Origin of the sequence: Sphingomonas pituitosa NBRC 102491 (assembly GCF_001598435.1) — a bacterium.
Lineage (GTDB): Bacteria > Pseudomonadota > Alphaproteobacteria > Sphingomonadales > Sphingomonadaceae > Sphingomonas > Sphingomonas pituitosa.
On the sequence record NZ_BCYY01000013.1, the window covers coordinates 1 to 17,193 of the forward strand.

The 17,193-nt window shown below is 67.8% G+C and carries 19 protein-coding genes; 6 read left to right on the top strand and 13 right to left on the bottom strand.

Translation table 11 applies throughout. The features are described from left to right. From SPI01S_RS21830 to SPI01S_RS11600, 5 genes are all read left to right on the top strand, one after another. Positions 1-171: oxidoreductase C-terminal domain-containing protein (locus tag SPI01S_RS21830; protein ID WP_281179437.1), on the top strand; the 171-nt coding region annotated here is incomplete at its 5' end. 57 nt (positions 172-228) lie between these two features. Beyond that, positions 229-1,002: an enoyl-CoA hydratase-related protein gene (locus SPI01S_RS11585; protein ID WP_066722316.1), complete on the top strand. Its 774-nt coding sequence runs from the start codon at positions 229-231 to the stop codon at positions 1,000-1,002. Then, positions 1,003-2,496: a DUF5597 domain-containing protein gene (locus SPI01S_RS11590; RefSeq protein WP_245653565.1), complete on the top strand. Its 1,494-nt coding sequence runs from the start codon at positions 1,003-1,005 to the stop codon at positions 2,494-2,496. A 43-nt stretch (positions 2,497-2,539) separates the two neighbouring features. After that, complete coding sequence (locus SPI01S_RS11595; RefSeq protein ID WP_066722318.1) at positions 2,540-3,382, top strand: diacylglycerol/lipid kinase family protein; 843 nt, start codon at positions 2,540-2,542, stop codon at positions 3,380-3,382. After that, positions 3,379-4,125 (top strand): metallophosphoesterase family protein, encoded by a 747-nt coding sequence (locus SPI01S_RS11600; RefSeq protein ID WP_066722320.1) that lies wholly within the window; start codon positions 3,379-3,381, stop codon positions 4,123-4,125. Before SPI01S_RS11595 ends, SPI01S_RS11600 begins: the two co-directional genes overlap by 4 nt. An 89-nt stretch (positions 4,126-4,214) precedes the next feature. Here the strand turns inward: SPI01S_RS11600 and SPI01S_RS11605 are convergent, their stop codons facing one another. From SPI01S_RS11605 to SPI01S_RS11660, 12 genes are all read right to left on the bottom strand, one after another. Next, positions 4,215-5,576: a DUF1501 domain-containing protein gene (locus SPI01S_RS11605; RefSeq protein ID WP_066722321.1), complete on the bottom strand. Its 1,362-nt coding sequence runs from the start codon at positions 5,574-5,576 to the stop codon at positions 4,215-4,217. A gap of 12 nt (positions 5,577-5,588) precedes the next feature. Beyond that, positions 5,589-7,277: a DUF1800 domain-containing protein gene (locus SPI01S_RS11610; RefSeq protein ID WP_066722322.1), complete on the bottom strand. Its 1,689-nt coding sequence runs from the start codon at positions 7,275-7,277 to the stop codon at positions 5,589-5,591. A gap of 473 nt (positions 7,278-7,750) precedes the next feature. Next, positions 7,751-8,317 carry a 30S ribosomal protein S9 gene (gene rpsI, locus SPI01S_RS11615; protein WP_084253419.1) on the bottom strand — a complete coding sequence of 189 codons (567 nt, stop codon included), beginning with the start codon at positions 8,315-8,317 and terminating at the stop codon, positions 7,751-7,753. Continuing rightward, a complete protein-coding gene (gene rplM, locus SPI01S_RS11620) occupies positions 8,317-8,796 on the bottom strand; it encodes a 50S ribosomal protein L13 (protein WP_084253420.1) in 480 nt (159 codons plus the stop codon). The genes rpsI and rplM overlap by 1 nt, the downstream gene beginning before the upstream one ends. 136 nt (positions 8,797-8,932) lie before the next feature. After that, complete coding sequence (gene cutA, locus SPI01S_RS11625; protein ID WP_066722323.1) at positions 8,933-9,247, bottom strand: divalent-cation tolerance protein CutA; 315 nt, start codon at positions 9,245-9,247, stop codon at positions 8,933-8,935. Continuing rightward, complete coding sequence (locus SPI01S_RS11630; protein ID WP_066722588.1) at positions 9,244-10,272, bottom strand: COX15/CtaA family protein; 1,029 nt, start codon at positions 10,270-10,272, stop codon at positions 9,244-9,246. Before SPI01S_RS11630 ends, cutA begins: the two co-directional genes overlap by 4 nt. A 42-nt stretch (positions 10,273-10,314) precedes the next feature. Further along, positions 10,315-10,539 carry a hypothetical protein gene (locus SPI01S_RS11635; RefSeq protein WP_066722324.1) on the bottom strand — a complete coding sequence of 75 codons (225 nt, stop codon included), beginning with the start codon at positions 10,537-10,539 and terminating at the stop codon, positions 10,315-10,317. Continuing rightward, positions 10,536-10,907: a plasmid mobilization protein gene (locus tag SPI01S_RS11640; protein WP_066722326.1), complete on the bottom strand. Its 372-nt coding sequence runs from the start codon at positions 10,905-10,907 to the stop codon at positions 10,536-10,538. Before SPI01S_RS11640 ends, SPI01S_RS11635 begins: the two co-directional genes overlap by 4 nt. 224 nt (positions 10,908-11,131) lie before the next feature. Beyond that, a complete protein-coding gene (gene dxs, locus SPI01S_RS11645; RefSeq protein ID WP_066722328.1) occupies positions 11,132-13,057 on the bottom strand; it encodes a 1-deoxy-D-xylulose-5-phosphate synthase in 1,926 nt (641 codons plus the stop codon). 51 nt (positions 13,058-13,108) lie between these two features. After that, positions 13,109-13,567 (bottom strand): Fur family transcriptional regulator, encoded by a 459-nt coding sequence (locus SPI01S_RS11650; RefSeq protein ID WP_066722330.1) that lies wholly within the window; start codon positions 13,565-13,567, stop codon positions 13,109-13,111. Positions 13,568-13,621: 54 nt separating this feature from the next. Beyond that, positions 13,622-14,017: a MerC domain-containing protein gene (locus SPI01S_RS11655; RefSeq protein ID WP_066722331.1), complete on the bottom strand. Its 396-nt coding sequence runs from the start codon at positions 14,015-14,017 to the stop codon at positions 13,622-13,624. 293 nt (positions 14,018-14,310) lie between these two features. Further along, on the bottom strand, positions 14,311-15,033 hold the full coding sequence (locus SPI01S_RS11660) for an RBBP9/YdeN family alpha/beta hydrolase (RefSeq protein ID WP_066722333.1): 723 nt from the start codon (positions 15,031-15,033) through the stop codon (positions 14,311-14,313). 134 nt (positions 15,034-15,167) lie between these two features. Between SPI01S_RS11660 and SPI01S_RS11665 the strand changes: the two genes are divergently transcribed. Continuing rightward, positions 15,168-15,911 (top strand): TlyA family RNA methyltransferase, encoded by a 744-nt coding sequence (locus SPI01S_RS11665; protein ID WP_066722335.1) that lies wholly within the window; start codon positions 15,168-15,170, stop codon positions 15,909-15,911. Positions 15,912-15,956: 45 nt separating this feature from the next. Here the strand turns inward: SPI01S_RS11665 and SPI01S_RS11670 are convergent, their stop codons facing one another. After that, positions 15,957-17,099 (bottom strand): TonB family protein, encoded by a 1,143-nt coding sequence (locus SPI01S_RS11670; RefSeq protein WP_066722337.1) that lies wholly within the window; start codon positions 17,097-17,099, stop codon positions 15,957-15,959. Between the last annotated feature and the right edge of the window lie 94 nt (positions 17,100-17,193).

Below are 17,193 nucleotides of genomic sequence, written 5' to 3' on the forward strand. Positions count from 1 at the left end.
CCGGCGACCCGCGCCTTTTCGGTGATCTATCTGAAGCAGGGCCGGGTAATCGCGCTCGACTGCGTCAACGCCATGCGGGACTATGTCCAGGGCAAGCGGCTGGTCACCGAGCGGATGGTCGTCGATCCGGCAACGCTTGCCGATCCGGCGGTGGTGCTGAAGGCGCTTTGAGTTGCGCGCGCCGCGCCGTCCGGGCATCCCTTCTACCAACCAGAAGGAGAATTGAGGATGTCCGACGCGCCGGTTCTGCTTGCCATGGAGGGCGACGTCGCGGTCGTGCGGCTCAACCGCCCCGATCGGCTGAACGCGCTCACGCCCGACATGCTCGATCTGCTCGCGGCGACGCTACGGCGCGCGGCGGAGGACGGCGCGCGGGCCGTGCTGCTGACGGGCGAAGGGCGCGCCTTCTGCGCCGGTGCGGACCTGACCGCCAGCGTAGGCATGCGCGATTCGGGCGAGGCGCTGCGGCGGCACTATAACCCGGTGATCGAGACCATGGCGGCGCTGCCGATTCCCATCGTCTGCGCGGTGAACGGCGCCGCGGCAGGGGCGGGGGCGTCGATCGCGCTTGCCGCCGACATCGTCGTGATGGCGCAATCGGCCTATCTTCTGCTCGCCTTCGCCAATATCGGCCTGGTGCCGGATGCCGGCGCGACCTGGCTGATCGGGAAGGCTGCAGGACGGGCGCGGCTGCTGGAGATGGCGCTGCTCGGCGAGCGGATGCCGGCGCAGGAGGCGCTGGAGGCGGGGCTTGTGACGCGGGTGGTGGAGGATGGCGCGCTGGCGCATGTCGCCCACGGCCTGGCGGGCAAGCTGGCGGCGATGCCCACCATCGCGCTGGGGCTGATCCGCAAGCAGGTGGCGGCGGCGCTCTCCGGCACGCTGGCGGAGACGATGGAGATCGAGGCCGATCACCAGAGCATCGCGTCGAAGACCGAGGATTGCCGCGAGGCGATCTCTGCCTTCCTGGCGAAGCGCGAACCTCAGTTCCGGGGCCGCTGAATGCGGTGGTGGCCGGCCATGGCGGCGCTGGCGCTGGCGGTGCTGGGAAGCGCGCCGGTCCGTGCGCAGATGCCCGCGGTCCGTGACGGTCAGCTGATCGTCGACGGCAAGCCCTTCCTGATCCTCGGCGGTGAGCTGGGCAATTCCTCGGCATCGAGCCGGTCCTGGCTCGCCCCGGCCTGGCCGCGGCTGCGGGCGATGCACCTCAACACCGTGCTGGCCCCGGTGAGCTGGGAGCTGATCGAGCCGGTCGAGGGGCGGTATGATTTCGCCAGCGTCGACGGGTTGGTCGAGGACGCCCGGGCGCACGGGCTTCGTCTGGGGCTGTTGTGGTTCGGGGCGTGGAAGAACTCGATGTCCACCTATGTCCCGGCCTGGGTGAAGCGGGACGCACGCCGCTTCCCGCGTGCGCTGGCCGCCGACGGCACGCCGCAGGAGATCCTGTCCGCCTTCGCGCCCGCGACGCGCGACGCCGATGCGCGGGCTTTCGCCGCGCTGATGGCGCATCTCCGCCAGATCGATGGGGAGACGCACACGGTCATCCTGGTGCAGGTGGAGAACGAGATCGGCTTCCTGCCCGACGCCCGCGAGCACGGGCCGGTCGCCGACGCCGCGTTCGCCCGCTACCCTGGCAGCGAGGAGGCGTTCACCGCCGAGGCCTATGCCCGCTATACCGAGGCCGTCGCGGCGGCGGGCAAGCGCGCCTATCCGCTGCCGATGTATGTCAACGGCGCCCAGGGGCGGCCCGGGCGCAAGCCGGGCGACTATCCCGCTGGCGGTCCGCTGGTGCACCTGCTGGTGCCGTGGAAACGCAACGCGCCGTCGATCGATTTCCTCGCGCCCGACATCTACTTCCCCAATTTCGGCGAGATCGCGCGCCGCTATGCCTTGCCCGGCAATCCGGTGTTCGTGCCGGAGGCCAACAATGCCGGCGATCCGCGCGCAGCCGCCAATGCATTCTTCGTCTTCGGCGCGCTGAAGGGCATCGGCTTCAGCCCGTTCTCGATCGATTCGATCGACGCGCCGGGCGCCGCGCGAACCGCAGCGCTCTATGCGATGCTGGACGGCATGATGCCGGTGATCGTTCGCGCGCAGGCGCAAGGGCGCATCGCAGGCTTCGCCCCGGCGGTGACGTTCGACGGCGCCGTCGATGCCGCGCCGCAGACGGTCACGCTGGGAGACCATGTCTTCACCGTCGGCTTCATCGATCCATGGACCGCCGCGACCGCGCAGGTGCCGGCGGAGCATGGCGGCATGATCCTGTGGATGGGCGGCGACGACTATCTCGTCGCAGGCACCGGCATCACCGTGACGGTTGCGCCGGCGAAGGGAGGGGGGCGGTCCGGGCTGGAGCAGGTCGACGAAGGCCGGTTCGAGGATGGCCGCTTCGTGGCCCTGCGCCGGCTGAACGGCGACCAGACGCATCAGGGGCGGCACGTCCGCCTGCCGCCGGACGCGATCGGTGTGCAGCGGGTGCGCCTGTACCGCTACTGAGACCGCACGCCACGAAATCGGTTCTCGGGCGTTACGAGGGCCTATGCAGACGCTCTGGTTCATCACCAACCCGAATTCCGGCACGACCTCCGCGGCGAAGTGCGAGGCGATGGAAGCGGTGTTCGAGGAGCGCGGGCTTGCCCTTGCCGGGCGCACGCGCTTCCCCGCGGATCCGCTGCCGGAGGGCGCTGCGCTCGATGCGGCCGGCGTGGACACGGTGGTGCTGTTCGCCGGCGACGGGACGATCAACGCGGCGCTGCGGGCGCTGGCGGACTGGCGAGGGGCGTTCCTGATCCTTCCCGGCGGCACGATGAACCTGCTCGCCAAGGCGCTGCATGACGAGACCGATCCCCACAAGATCCTCCACGCCGCGCATGCCTGCGATCGGCGTGTGGCGCTGCCCTACATCGTTGCCGGCGAGCACCGCGCCTTTGTCGGCCTGATCCTGGGGCCGGCGGCCAGCTGGTTCCGCGCGCGCGAGGTGGTGCGCAAGGGGCGCTTCGGCAGGCTGCTCGGGGCGGTGCGGGGCGCGTGGCGGGCAACCTTCCACCGGCGCGGCATCCGGATCGACGGCGCGCAGGGACTTGGCGATCGCTACCAGGCGGTGTTCGTCACGCCGGCGCTCGACGGCCTGGAGCTGGCCGCCGTGGACGCCCGTGACTGGGGATCGATCGCGCAGCTCGGCTGGGAGTGGGTGACCGGCGACTGGGTCGCCGCGCGCGCGGTCACCGAGGGGCGCACCGAACAGCTGCGGCTGGGCGAGCGCAGGCCGGTGCTCGCCCTGTTCGACGGCGAGCCCGAGACGCTGGCCCCCGGCACCACCATTCGCGCGGGGCGGAGCCTCGAAACCTTCATCGCCACCCGCCAGGAGGCCCCGGCCGCATGACCCGTTTCTTTCATGTCAGCGACGTCCATTTCGGCCGCGAGAACCGCGAAGCGGTCGACTGGTTCGATGCCCGGGTGCGGGAGGAGAAGCCCGCGGCAGTGATCATGACCGGCGACCTGACCATGCGCGCGCGGGCAACGGAGTTCGCCGCCGCCGCCGAATGGCTGGAGGGGCTGGGCGTGCCGGTCACGGTGGAAGTGGGCAATCACGACCTGCCCTATTTCAACCCCCTGGCCCGGCTGGCCATGCCCTATCGCCGCTACCGCGCGCTGGAACGCATGATCGAACGCCCGCTCGACATTCGCGGCGTGTCGATCGTGCCGCTGAAGACCACCGCACGCTTCCAGTTCCGTACCAACTGGTCGAAGGGCCATGTGAGCACGCACGCCCTGCAGAAGTCGCTGGCGCTGGCGGAGGCGGTGCCCACCGGCGATCTAGTGTTCGTCGCTGCGCATCATCCGCTGGTCGAGGCCGGCACGCGCGCCACCTCGCGCACCCGCGGCGGGCGACGGGCGCTCGAGGCGCTGGCACAGGCAGGCGCGCATGCGGTGTTGAGCGGCCACGTCCATGACCCGTTCGACATCGAGCACCGGGTCGGCGACCGTGCGGTGCGGCTGATCGGGGCGGGCACGCTTTCGGAGCGCACGCGGGACCAGCCGCCCTCGTTCAACGAGATCACCGTCGAGGGGGAGAGCTTCTCTACCCGCGCCCGGTTCCTCGGCGAAGCAAGCATCGCCCTTTAAAGCGTTTTCACCCTGGGCGAAGACGCTCTGGCTGTTTGGATGCCGCATTTTCCGAGCCGTTGACCGTAAATGGTCAACTGGAAATTGCGCTAGCGCCGGAACAGCGGCAGCGGACCCCGCCCCGCGGTGGACCAGGTCGACCAGTTCGGGAAGACATAGGGCATGTCCGCATCGCTTACGCCGTGCCAGCGTGCGATCGCGCCGAGATATTCCTCCTGCGCCACGCCGGGGATGAACCGCCCCTCGCGCGTGATGTCGTCGGCGCCGCCCAGCACCGGATCGGGATAGGTCCCGAAGATGCCGCCCTTGGCGACATCGCCGCCCATCACCAGGTGGTTGTTGCCCCAGGCATGGTCCGTGCCGTTCTGGGCGTTGCCGGCATAGGTGCGGCCGAAGTCGCTCATGGTGAAGGTCGTCACGTTCGCGCCAAGGCCAAGGGCCTGCATCGCGCGGTGGAAGGCGGCCATTGCCTCGGCAAGTACGCCCAGTTGGCCCGCATGCGGGCCCGCCGTCGGCGCGCGGGCCTGGATCTGGTTTGCGTGGTAATCGAACCCGCCCATGCTGACCAGGAAGCTCTGCCGGTTGTGCCCGAGGGAGCCGCGCGCCTCGATCATTCGCGCTGCGCCAAGCAACTGATTCGCAATATCACTCGTCAGCGGCTTGCCGGCAGAGTCGACAAAATAGCGGCTGACGCTGCTCGGGCCCGACAACAGGCTGTTGGCCAGCGCGGCCTGATCGAAGGTGTCGCGCAATGTGTTGGCGGTCGCGCTCATGATCGGCCCGTCCTCGCTGGCGGCCATTGCGGCGACTGCGAGATTTTTCGCGGTGTCACGCTCATTATACCCGATGCGGCTGGGCAGACCGGAGGCAGGCACCACGAGCGGCACGGTCTGCCTCCCGATCACGGCAAGCGTCGAACCGCTCAGCGAGATCAAGGGGGGCAGGCGGCCGCCCGGCATGCGATCGGCGATCCGGCCGAGAAACCCGTCGCTGGCCGTATCCCGGGCACGAAGGCCCTGCCAATGGGCCTGCTCGTCCGCGTGACTCATCAGATTGCCAGGGCGCAGGTCGGGTCGCGACTGATAGGTCTGCTTGTTCAGCGGTGCGAACAGCGTGCCGGTGTTCAGGACCAGCGACAGCGCGCCTTCGTCCCATATCGGGCGCAGCGCCGCCATCGCAGGGTGCAGGGCGTAGCTGCTGTTCGTCAGCGGCGTCAGCGTGTTGCGCGGCAGCGCAATGGCGCCGCGCGCAGCCTCATAGGCGACGTGGCGGGCATCGGTGGGCACCACCATGTTCCATCCGTCGTTGCCGCCGTAGAGGAAGATGCCCACCATCGCCCGGTATCCGCCGCTGGGCGCTGCGATCGCAGCGGTGCGGCCGAGCTGCGCCATGGCGGCAAGAGCGCCGGTGCCGGCCGTCAGCCGGACGAAATCGCGTCGGGAAAGCGTCATCGGATCGGTTCCTTACCGGTCGACCAGGAATTTGGGGCTAGTGGAGGCGAGGTACAGCAGGAGCTTGGCGCGCTTCCGGGCGCGGGTGCGGGCATCCTTGTCGGTGATGGCCAGCGCGGCGTTGCGTAGCGTGACGCGCTGGGCTGGCGTAATGCTATTGCCTAGCAACAACACATCAACCGCCGCGATCATCGCTTCCACATTGTCGCCAAACGACTCCCAGGTCGCCCAGGCGAACCTGGTGCCCGAGGCAGCGCCGAGACCGACGGGCGCGTTGAACTCGGTCACCGAGGATTCCGTGCGGACCGTCCAGTCATACATCATGTTGTGCAGGCGCATGACGGTGCTGCTGTTGAGCAGTTTCGACGCCGGATTGTACAAGGTGTTGCTGCCCTGCAGCGGATAGTCGATGGGATAGAAATTGAACACCGAAGGCGCGCGCATCACCGGCTGGCCAAGGCCCGTGTCGCGCCCGGCGAAGGCATAGCCGTCCGTCGTGATCCCGATCGCACGGGCAAGGCTGACCATGGCGAGCACGGGCTCCTTCAGCTTGCCGCGGTCGGCGCGCGGGGCAGTGCGCGCCTCGGGATCGGTGAGGATCGCGTGCACCACTGCCTTGAGGTCGCCGCGGACGCCTTGGCCGTTGTTCGCGAACACGGCGGCAACACGCCCGACATAGCCGGGGCTGGGATTTGCTGTCACCAGATGGACGATCAGGTGGCGCGACACGAACGGCGCAGTGGAGGGGTGGTTGAACGCCGCGTCCACCACGGCATCCACGCTCGCTGCCGGGCTTGCGCCGGCCGGAACGCGGGTGCCGAGGAACCGCTTTTCATCGGCGTCGTAGCGATCCGGCAAGGCGATCATGGGCTTCACGTCGTCGCCGGCCTGGGTGTCGTAGATCGAGGCATTGCCGATCTTGGCGCGATCCCAGCCGGTGAGCGCACGCGCGACGCCGCGAATGTCGTCGGGCCCGTAATTGGGGATGGTACCGCCGCTCGCATCACGGCGCGGCGTTCCATTCGGGTAGAGCTGATTGGGTCCCATCGAGAACAGCTGGAGCAGTTCGCGGGCGTAGTTTTCGGACGGCGCGGCTTTGCTGCTGCCCGCCATGTTCAGATACAGCCCCATATAGGGGGAAAGCGTCACGGCCTTCAGCAGCGTGCGGTAGTTACCGAAGGCGTTGTCCAAGAACAGCTGGTTGAACGCGGCCATGCCGGCGGCCGAACGTACTTCTGCCTCCGAGGCGACGATCATCTGCGCCAGCGCGAACGCCACCCGCTGGCGCAACTGGTCCGGCGCGGAAACGGCGTTGGCGTAGAAGCGCATCGCTACCGCGGTCCGGCTGAAATAGCGGTGCGAGCAGGTCGCATCCTTGCAAAAATCGGATCGCCGCGCCACCGCAAGGTCGGCATAGGTGCTGCCGCGTGCGCCGAACTGCTCGTTGAGCCAGCCTTCCGTCCCCAGCTTGGAGATCTGCTGCAGAACCTCCGGCGTGGGCCCGAAGGTCGTTTGCCGTGCGAGGCGAATGCCGTCCGTCACCTGGGATTGCGCCGGGGAAAGCCCGGCGTTGGCGGCGGTCAGATCGACCAGTCCGCTGGTCATCCGGCTGTCCGCCAGATTCATGTTGCTGCTGCCGCCGTCGCAAGCCGACAGCAGGCCCGCCGCGCCAAGCGCAGCCGCCGTCCATATCCGTCGCATGTCTGAATTCCCCGCCCGCAGGTTGTGCCGCGTTGCACCCAAGCTTTACGGGAAAGGAAATTTTTAAGGAAGGCCTGTCCCAGAGCGGGATGATCTTCATCAATGTGCAAGATGACGGATTGACGGGGATCGTTACGGTTCCGGTCTAACCGTCACTGCGATCGACCGGTTGCGCAGTGCGGCAGTTACCGTGGAACCAATGCCTCTCGAAAGCATCTTGGACGGCAATTGACCGGCTCCCTCGCAGCCAAGGCTCGGGGCGGGTGATTTCCACCGACCTCGGCGCGCGTGTGCACTGCACCATTTTGGGTAGCGCAACAGGATGCCGTTCGCAATCGCGTGCCCGCGCGATGCTGGTGCGATGCGCGCAAGCGTCGACTTCCGGGCTGATGCTGGCCGGCCCTGGTGCCGGCAACGAAAAAGGGCGGCCCGTTGCCGGACCGCCCCTTGTTCCTTGGCCGAAGCCGAGACGCTTAGCGCTTCGAGAACTGGAAGCTACGACGGGCCTTCGCCTTGCCGTACTTCTTACGCTCGACGGCGCGGCTGTCGCGGGTCAGGAAGCCGGCCTTCTTCACCGGGGCACGCAGCACCGGCTCATACTTGGTCAGCGCCTGCGAGATGCCGTGCTTCACGGCACCGGCCTGGCCCGAGAGACCGCCGCCCTTGACGGTGCAGATCACGTCATACTGGCCCTCACGCTCGGCGACACCGAACGGCTGGTTGATGACGAGACGCAGCGTCGGACGCGCGAAATAGATTTCCTGGTCACGACCGTTGATCGTGATCTTGCCGGTGCCGGGCTTCAGCCACACGCGGGCAACGGCGTCCTTACGACGGCCGGTGGCATAGGCGCGGCCATACTGGTCCAGCTCCTGCGGGCGCAGCGGCATGGTCGGGGCGGCCGGCTCGGCGATTTCGCCGGCCAGATAGGCCTCGGCAGCGGCGGCAGCCGGAGCGGCGGCCTGGCCTTCGGTCGGCGCGGCGGCCGGCTGGCCGAGCGCTGCACCCAGGTCGGAAAGCGACTGGCGGTTGTCAGACATTATGCACCCACCTTGTTCTTGCGGCTCATGCCGGCGATGTCGAGAACCTCGGGGTTCTGGGCTTCATGCGGATGCTCCGAACCGGCGAAGATGCGCAGGTTGCGCATCTGCTGGCGGCCGAGCGGGCCGCGCGGGATCATGCGCTCCACGGCCTTCTCCAGAACGCGCTCCGGGAAGCGGCCCTCGAGAACCTTGGCAGCGGTGACGCCCTTGATGCCGCCTGCGTAGCCGGTGTGCTTGTAGTACACCTTCTGGCCGAGCTTCTTGCCGGTGAAACGGATCTTGTCCGCGTTGATGACGATGACATTGTCACCGCAATCGACGTGCGGGGTGAAGCTGGTCTTGTGCTTGCCGCGCAGGACGTTGGCGATCACCACCGCGGCACGACCGACGACAAGCCCTTCGGCGTCGACGATGTGCCACTTCTTCTCCACCTCGGCCGGCTTCGCCGACTTGGTGGTCTTCATCAGCGCCTTCATGGCCTGTGACCTTTCGCGTAGGAAATGCATTCGCGCCACCGTTGCCGGCAGCGCGATTGATGCCCCTCTGACGATATGGGCCCCGAAAGTCAAGAAATGCGTGGGTTTGCTGACGGGTAAAATAATACCCGTCGGTTCAGCGGGTCTCGTCGGCGATCCAGCGGGCGACGGCATTGCCCACCTCGACGGGCCATTGCTCGATCACGGGGAGGTCATAGCCATGGAGCGCCGCGATGCGTTCGCGCAGGCGCAGGGCGAGGGCGGGGCGGGTCTTGAACAGCGCGGGGACTTCCTCGCCCCGCTCGATGCCGCCTTGCCAGCGATAGATCGAGGTGCAGGGCGCGAGGATATTGACGCAGGCCGCCAGCCGCTCCGCCAGCACCGTCTCCGCCACGCGCTCGGCATCGGCGCGGCTGGCGAAGGTGACGTAGAGGAGCGCGGTGTCGCTCACCGCGCGCGGCCGATCGCGTGGGCGCCCCAGACAGTGGCGCAGACCAGCAGCGCGCCGACCAGCTGGTGGGTGGCGGCGAGGTGGAGGTTCACCCCGGTCATCACCGTCGCGATGCCGAGCAGGATCTGGATGCCGAAGGCCGAATGGATCGCGATCGAGGCACGGCGATCGCCCGCCGCCTTCGCCTTGCGGGCGAGCACGATCAGCCCGGCAACGGCAACCCAGGCCCACCAGCGGTGGATGAAGTGGACGATCGCCGGATCGTACAGGGCGGCGTGGAGCGGGCTCTCACCGATCTGGCTCACGCCGGGGAAGAAGCGGTCGTTCATCAGCGGCCATTGGTTGGTGACCAGCCCCGCGTCGAGCCCGGCGACCAGTGCGCCGTAGAAGAGCTGGATCGTCAGCAGCACCAGCACGCCCGCGCCGATGCCGGTCAGGCGGGCGGGGCGCTCGGCGTTGTTGGCGGCGAGCGCGCGCAGGTCGAGCATCGTCCAGACGATGCCGCCCAGCGTGAACAGCGCGGTCATCAGGTGCGTCGCCAGCCAGAAATGGCTGACCGAGGTGCGCGTGTGGTTGAGGCCGGACTTGACCATCCACCAGCCGAACGCGCCCTGCAGCCCGCCCAGCGCCAGCAGCGCGACCAGCCGCCAGCCATAGCCCTGCGGGATCCGGCGCCGGATCGCGAACCACAGCAGCGGCAGCGCGAAGACCATGCCGATCAGCCGCCCGAGCAGGCGATGGACATATTCCCAGAAGAAGATGCCCTTGAACCCGGCAAGCGTCATGCCCTGGTTGAGCTGCTGATACTGGCCGATCTGCTTGTAGTGATCGAACTCGGCCTGCCACTGCGCGTCGTTGAGCGGCGGAAGGATGCCGGAAATCGGCTTCCATTCGGTGATCGACAGGCCGGATTCGGTCAGCCGGGTAATCCCCCCGACAACGACCATCGTCACGATCATCGCGGCGACGACGAACAGCCAGTGCGCGAGCGCGCGGGGGTGGGCGGTGAGGGGCAGAACGGTCATCTTGAGCACGTACCGCGATGTAGGCCGTGGGGGAAGCGGGTGCTAGCTGCCGGCCGATGGACTTTCGGGAAGGGCCGGGGGCGTAGGCGGCGGTCCCGGCTGGCGCTTCATCGCGATGTCGATCAGCGTTTCGAGGCGGATCACCCGCTCGCGCGTCTCGATCGAGTGGCGGCGGGCCTCCTCGGCGGTGGTCAGCGCCTGCTCGACCTTGTGCTGGAGCAGCGCAACCTGCTGGAGGGCGCGCAACGCATCGGTCCAGAAGCTCACTGGCGGGCCCAGCCGGAAAGGGCGGTGGACAGCGCATTCCAGTCGATCGAGGAATCGGCCAGCAGCTGCTCGCGCATCTGGGCGCGATAGGCGTCTTCGTCGAACTGTGCGGCCGCGGCGCGGGCATGGTCGAGCTGCGCAAAGGCCGCATCGGTACGGGCATTGGCGGCTTCGAGCTGGGCGAGCAGGTCGCGCATCAGCGCCATTTCTGCCTCGGTCGGTTCGGTATAGCGTTCGGCGGCGGTGCGCATGAAATCGCTGACCGTCATGTCGGCGGCTTCCGCATTGGCGGAAATGCGCCGCTTTTCCTCGGGCGATACCAGCACGACGACACGGCTGGAGCGGGTCTCTGGAAGCTGCGTTGCCATGCACATGTACATAACATGTGCATGTTGGAGGTTCAAGGTGGGGCGGGACCTAGATCCTCCCCGGAACGGGGAGGGGGACCGCCGCCGAAGGCGGTGGTGGAGGGGCCGCCGCGGCACGCGGCGGTGGCCCTCAGCTGACAGCGTTCCGCGCCTCGCGGCGCGGCCCCTCCACCATTCGCTGGCGCGAATGGTCCCCCTCCCCGTGCCGGGGAGGAGTTAGATGCTTACGCCCGCACCCCGTCGGCCAGTTCGGCCTCGTTGTAGCGCAGCGCCTTGAGCGCCGTGTCGACGATGTGCGCGGCGTTGAGGCCCGCTTCGTCATATTGCTTCTCGGGCTTGTCCTGGTCCTGGAACACGTCGGGCAGGCGCATGGTGCGCAGCTTGAGGCCTGCGTCGATCAGCCCGGTGTCGCTGGCGAGCGTCAGCACATGCGCGCCGAGGCCGCCGATCGAACCTTCCTCGATCGTCACCGCCACTTCGTGCGTGGTGAGCAGGCGACGGATCAGGTCTTCGTCCAGCGGCTTGGCGAAACGCAGGTCGGCGACGGTGGTCGAAAGGCCCTTGGCGTCGAGCGTGTCGGCGGCCTTGAGTGCCTCGGCAAGGCGGGTGCCCAGCGACAGGATCGCGACCTTCTTGCCCTCGCGGACGATGCGACCCTTGCCGATCTCCAGCCGCTCCGGAACCTTGGGCAGTTCCAGCCCGATGCCGTTGCCGCGCGGGTAGCGCAGCGCGATCGGGCCGCTGTCGTGCATCGCGGCGGTGTGCGTCATGTGGACGAGCTCGACCTCGTCTGCGGCCGCCATCACCACGAAATTGGGCAGGCTGGCGAGGTAGGTCACGTCGAAGCTGCCGGCATGGGTCGCGCCGTCGGCACCAACCAGCCCGGCGCGATCGATCGCGAAGCGCACCGGCAGGTTCTGGATCGCGACATCGTGCACCACCTGGTCGTACGCACGCTGCAGGAAGGTGGAGTAGATCGCGCAGAACGGCCGCATTCCCTGCGCGGCGAGGCCGGCCGCGAAGGTGACGGCGTGCTGTTCGGCGATGCCGACATCGAAGGTGCGATCGGGGAAGGTCGCCTGGAACTTGTCCAGCCCGGTGCCGGAGGGCATCGCGGCAGTGATCGCGCAGACGGCCGGATCGCGCTCCGCCTCGGCGAGCAGTGCGTCGGCGAAGACCTTGGTATAGGCCGGCGGGCCCGGAGGTGCCTTGGCCTGGGCGCCGGTGATCACGTCGAACTTCTGGACGCCGTGATACTTGTCCGCCGCCTTTTCGGCCGGGGCATAGCCCTTGCCCTTCTTCGTCACGACATGGATCAGGATCGGGCCTTCCTCGGCGTCGCGCACATTCTCCAGCACCGGGATCAGGTGCTCGAGATTGTGGCCGTCGATCGGGCCGACATAATAGAAGCCCAGTTCCTCGAACAGCGTGCCGCCGGTCGCCATGCCGCGGGCGAATTCCTCCGCCTTGCCGGCCGCCGCGGTCAGGCGGCGGGAGAGCTTGCGGGTAAAGCGCTTGGCCAGCTCGCGCAGGCCGAGATATTCGGACGAGGAGATCAGCCGCGCCAGATAGGCCGAGAGGCCGCCCACCGGCGGCGCGATCGACATGTCGTTGTCGTTGAGGATCACGATCAGCCGGTTGCCGGCCGCCTCGGCGTTGTTCATGGCCTCATAGGCCATGCCGGCGCTCATCGCGCCGTCGCCGATCACCGCGATCGCCTTGCCGGGCACGCCCTTCAGCTTGTTCGCCGTGGCGAAGCCGAGCGCCGCCGAGATCGAGGTCGACGAGTGCGCCGCGCCGAACGGATCATACGCGCTCTCGCTGCGCTTGGTGAAGCCGGACAGGCCACCGCCCTGGCGGATCGTGCGGATCCGGTCGCGCCGGCCGGTTAGAATCTTGTGCGGATAGCATTGATGCCCGACGTCCCAGATCAGCCGGTCGTCGGGGGTGTTGAACACATAGTGGATCGCCACCGTCAGCTCGACGACGCCGAGGCCGGAGCCGAGATGTCCGCCGGTGGAACCCACCGCACTGATGGTTTCGGCGCGGAGCTCGTCGGCCAGCTGGCGCAGCTGGGCGGGGGCGAGCTTCCGGAGGTCCTGCGGCGTGTCGACCGTGTCGAGCAGCGGCGTCTTGGGTAGGTCAGCCATGGGCTTTGTTAGCGCAGTGTTAGTCTCAAGTCGAACGGTCTGTTGGTCAGGTCAGTCGCACTTGCCGCACTTGCCGCGCACCTCGATGACGGGGCGGACGGGCGAAAATCCGGCATGCCGTGCGGCCGAGCGGACGTTCTTGGTGATCGAATCGTCGTCGATATGCGTGGTCTGGCCGCAGCTGTCGCACACCAGGAAGATGCAGTCGTGCAGGCATTCCGGATGGGCATTGGCGACATAGGCGTTCGCGCTTTCCACCCGGCGGGCCAGATTGGAACCGACGAACAGATCGAGGATGCGGTAGACACTGTTGGCCGCCACCCGGCGACCCTCGGCCTTGGAGACCGCTTCGGCGATGTCATAAGCGCTTGCGGGCTTCTCGAACCCGGCCAGCGCCTCGAACACGCGCTCGCGCATCGCCGTCCACTGCTCGCCGGCCTCTTCCAGCCGGGTGCGGGCCGCCTTGGTGAGATCGGCACCTTGGTGTTCGTGATGATGATGCGCGGACATGGGTCTCGATCTAGGGGCTGCGGTCGGTTCCGGCAAGCAGCGGCCGGGCCGGGCTCAATAGGTGGCGCGGCGGTTGAGGTCGTGGCCAAGCGCCACAAGCGACACGCCGACCAGCGTCCAGAAGGTCTCGAACCCGCCATGCGGCAGCGTCAGTGCGCCGCCCATTATGCCCAGCCCGAAGGCGCCGACCACCGCGGGTGCCATATAGCCGTGATGCAGGATGCCGCGGCCGAGCGCATAGATGCCGAAGCCGATCGCCAGTGCCAGGCCATATTCATGGATATGGGGGTTCAGCAGGCCGCCGGCGGTCGACAGGAGCGTGAGGAGAACGGTGGTCGCGATACAGTGGATGAGGCACAATCCGCTGATCCCGATCGCGATGCGATCAAAGGCGCCATCCAGGCCCGCCCACCAGCGGGCTATGGGAGTACTCAGCGACATTGCCGCCATATAGTCGCCTCGGGCAGGAGGTACAATATATCATGGCGCGATTTCATGGTGAATCGGCAAAATGGCGGCGGCTTCAGCGCCACACCGGATCGGTGCGACGGTCGGCTGGAGCCTCCCTTGGCAGATTCCCGGGCGTTCACGTACAGCATTGCAATAATTGCAAGCGCGCTTCACCAATTATATGGCGAACTGGTGAAGACGGAGGGCATGCGGAAAGGGTAGGCCGGATGACGCTCTAGGGTACGTCACCCGACCATGCCCATGCTGATTATTATAGGTCGTCCTCCTTCATTTTACCAGTGTGCCTGCGTCGATTTGATCGTCTTTTGTGCGGCCTTCGGCGAAGCGTTGCCGAGATAATGCGCCTGCGCCGCATCGGTGGCATGCACCGCCAGCAACGAGCGCGCCTCGGCCGTGGTCCGCACGCTTCCGCTGCGCTCGGCGGCGGTATCGAGCAGCCGGTCGAGCAGCGCCTGTCCCTCCTCCCACCAGCCGATGCCGCTGGCGGCGTTGAGGTGGCCCTGCGGACCGGCATCGACGAACAGGCTGCCCCAGCCGCGGGCGAGATCCTCGGACCGGTCGATCGACATCCAGGGATCGTCGCTGCTCGCCACCACCACGCTCGGGAAGGGGAGCAAGGTTGCCGGCGTCGGGCGGAAGGCGTGCAACTCCGCAGGTGCCGAGTCGCGGTCGACATCGGCCGGGGCAACCAGCAGTGCGCCCGCGACCGGCGTTCCGAACGTCTGGCCGGCGAGCGTCGCCCACCAGGCGACCGCAAGGCAGCCCAGACTATGCGCGGCGAGCACCACCGGTGCCTGCGCCTGGCGGATCGCCTGGTCGAGCTTGGTCACCCAGGCGTTGCGGTGGGGCGTGTCCCACATGCCGAGTTCGACTCGGTGCGTGTCCGGGCGGGACTGTTCCCACAGCGTCTGCCAGTGCGACGGCCCGGAGCCGCCGAGGCCGGGGACGGTGAGGATGATCGGCGAGCGATCATCGATCGGCGAAAAGATCGTCATTGCGTTCCTCTCCTTGGTCCTTGGAGGGACTGGCCGGACTTCTTCTATAATCCCTACCGGATTAGTGGGCAATAAGCCTTGCGCCGAATGGAGGAGCGGTTGCGCCGGGGCGTTGGCCGCGCCTAAAGGGCGGCATGGCAAAGCTTCGCGCCGATCAACTGCTCGTCGACCGCGGGCTCGCCGAAAGCCGCACGCGGGCCCAGGCGCTCATCATGGCCGGGCTCGCCTTTACCGGCGAGCGCAAGATCGAGAAGGCGGGCCAGATGCTCGCCGACGATGCGGCACTGGAGGTGCGCGGTCGCGATCACCCCTGGGTGTCGCGCGGCGGTATCAAGCTCGCCCATGCGCTGGAGCATTTCGGCTGGGACGTGACCGGCGCCGTGGCGATCGACGTCGGCTCCTCGACCGGGGGCTTCACCGACGTGCTGCTGACGAACGGCGCGGCGCGCGTCTATGCGGTGGACAGCGGCACCAACCAGCTCGCCTGGAAGCTGCGGCAGGACGCGCGGGTCGTGGTCCACGAACAGACCAGCGCGCGCATCCTCACACCCGCGCATATTCCCGAGCCGATCGACCTGGTGGTGTGCGACGCGAGCTTCATCGGCCTGGCCAAGGTGCTGGACGTGCCTTTGGGCTTCACCCGGCCGGAGGCGCGGCTGGCGGCGCTGATCAAGCCGCAGTTCGAGGCAGGCCGCGAAGAAGTCGGCAAGGGCGGGGTAGTGCGCGATCCAGCCGTGCACGAGCGGGTCTGCGCCGAAGTGGCGGCCTGGCTGGAAGGCAGATGCTGGCAGGTGCTGGGCGTGACGCGCAGCCCGATCACCGGGCCCGAAGGCAATGTGGAGTTCCTGATCGGGGCGGTGCGGGGCAACTCGGCCTGAGCCCGGCCCCGCATGCGCCGTGGCCTATTCCCGGTGCCGCGTCGATCAGCTGTCGTCTTCCGACTGCTCCTTGTCCTTCTTCGGCATGACGAAGCGCACGATGTCGATGCATCCGCCACGCCCGCTTGCCGAAGGCGCCTGGCGCGCCTGCATCACGATTTCCCGTGCCTTCTCGCCAAAGGCCGCAGCCGGCTCGGCGGCGAGCACGCGGACATTGCCGGTCTGTCCCCAGGGCGCCACGTCATAGCCGATGATCGCCCAGCCTTCGATCCGTCGTTCGGCGAAGCCGGCGGGGAATTGCAGTTTCGGCATGCCCGTCCAGCCCGTATCCCCGCCCGGGCACTGCGCGCCCGCAGGCCGGAAGCTGGCCTGGTCGGGCGGCGTGGGTGCGGCGAGCGTGTCTTCGCTGCGACGATAATAGGGATAGGTGCAGCCGTGCCGCGCCTCGGGGGCGAAGCGCGACCGCTCCACCGCCCGAACGGTCGCGCGATCCAGTGCTGCGTTTCCGTCGGAGCCGATGATCCGCACGTGCACCGGCCGCCCCTTTGCGTCGATGTCGAACGCGGCCATCGCATAGGTCCAGCTGCCGGGGGCAACGGCAATGTCCTCGAAGGCGGGGTAGGCGCGGAGGCGCACCTTGGGGGTGCCGGCAGCGATGCAGTTGGTGTCGGTCGGGTGGAAGCGGCGGAACAATGCCTGTTCGCCCGGCAGCCGCGCATGGGGTGCGACGAAATAGCGCATCGCCGCAGGGGACGGCGCCTCGCTCGCGGCAACTATTCGCGGTTCGAAGCGGATCGTGCAGTTGTTGCGCTCGCCCGGCGCGAAACGCGAGGCGGCAAAGGCCGGAATCACGTCGCCATCCGAATAGTAAAGGCGGCTGGAACGCCACTCGGCGCTATCGGTTCGCTTGATGGCGAGCGGCCGGCCGCTGGCATCGATCCGGAAGCTGAGGGTAACGGGCAGCGGCGCAGTCCCGCCGCTGCCAAGCGCGGCGACCGGGAAGGGCGCCTCGCCTCGCACCAGCGCTGCCGGCCCGCCGTCGCAGCGCGCCGCACCGGCGGTCGGCTCGATCAGGAACAGCTTTCGCGCGGCATTCGCCTGCACCGCGACCGAGTCGGGCGGCGGTGGCAGCACCTGGGCAGGCGCGGCGGGAACGGCGAGCGACAGGAGCAGGGCGGGAAAGGTCATGAAGGAAAGTTGCCGTGACTTCGCCATTGTTTCAAGAAGAAAGCATCGACATCTGTCAGGAAAGGTGTCCTGCCATCGATTTCATTTCGTTCCA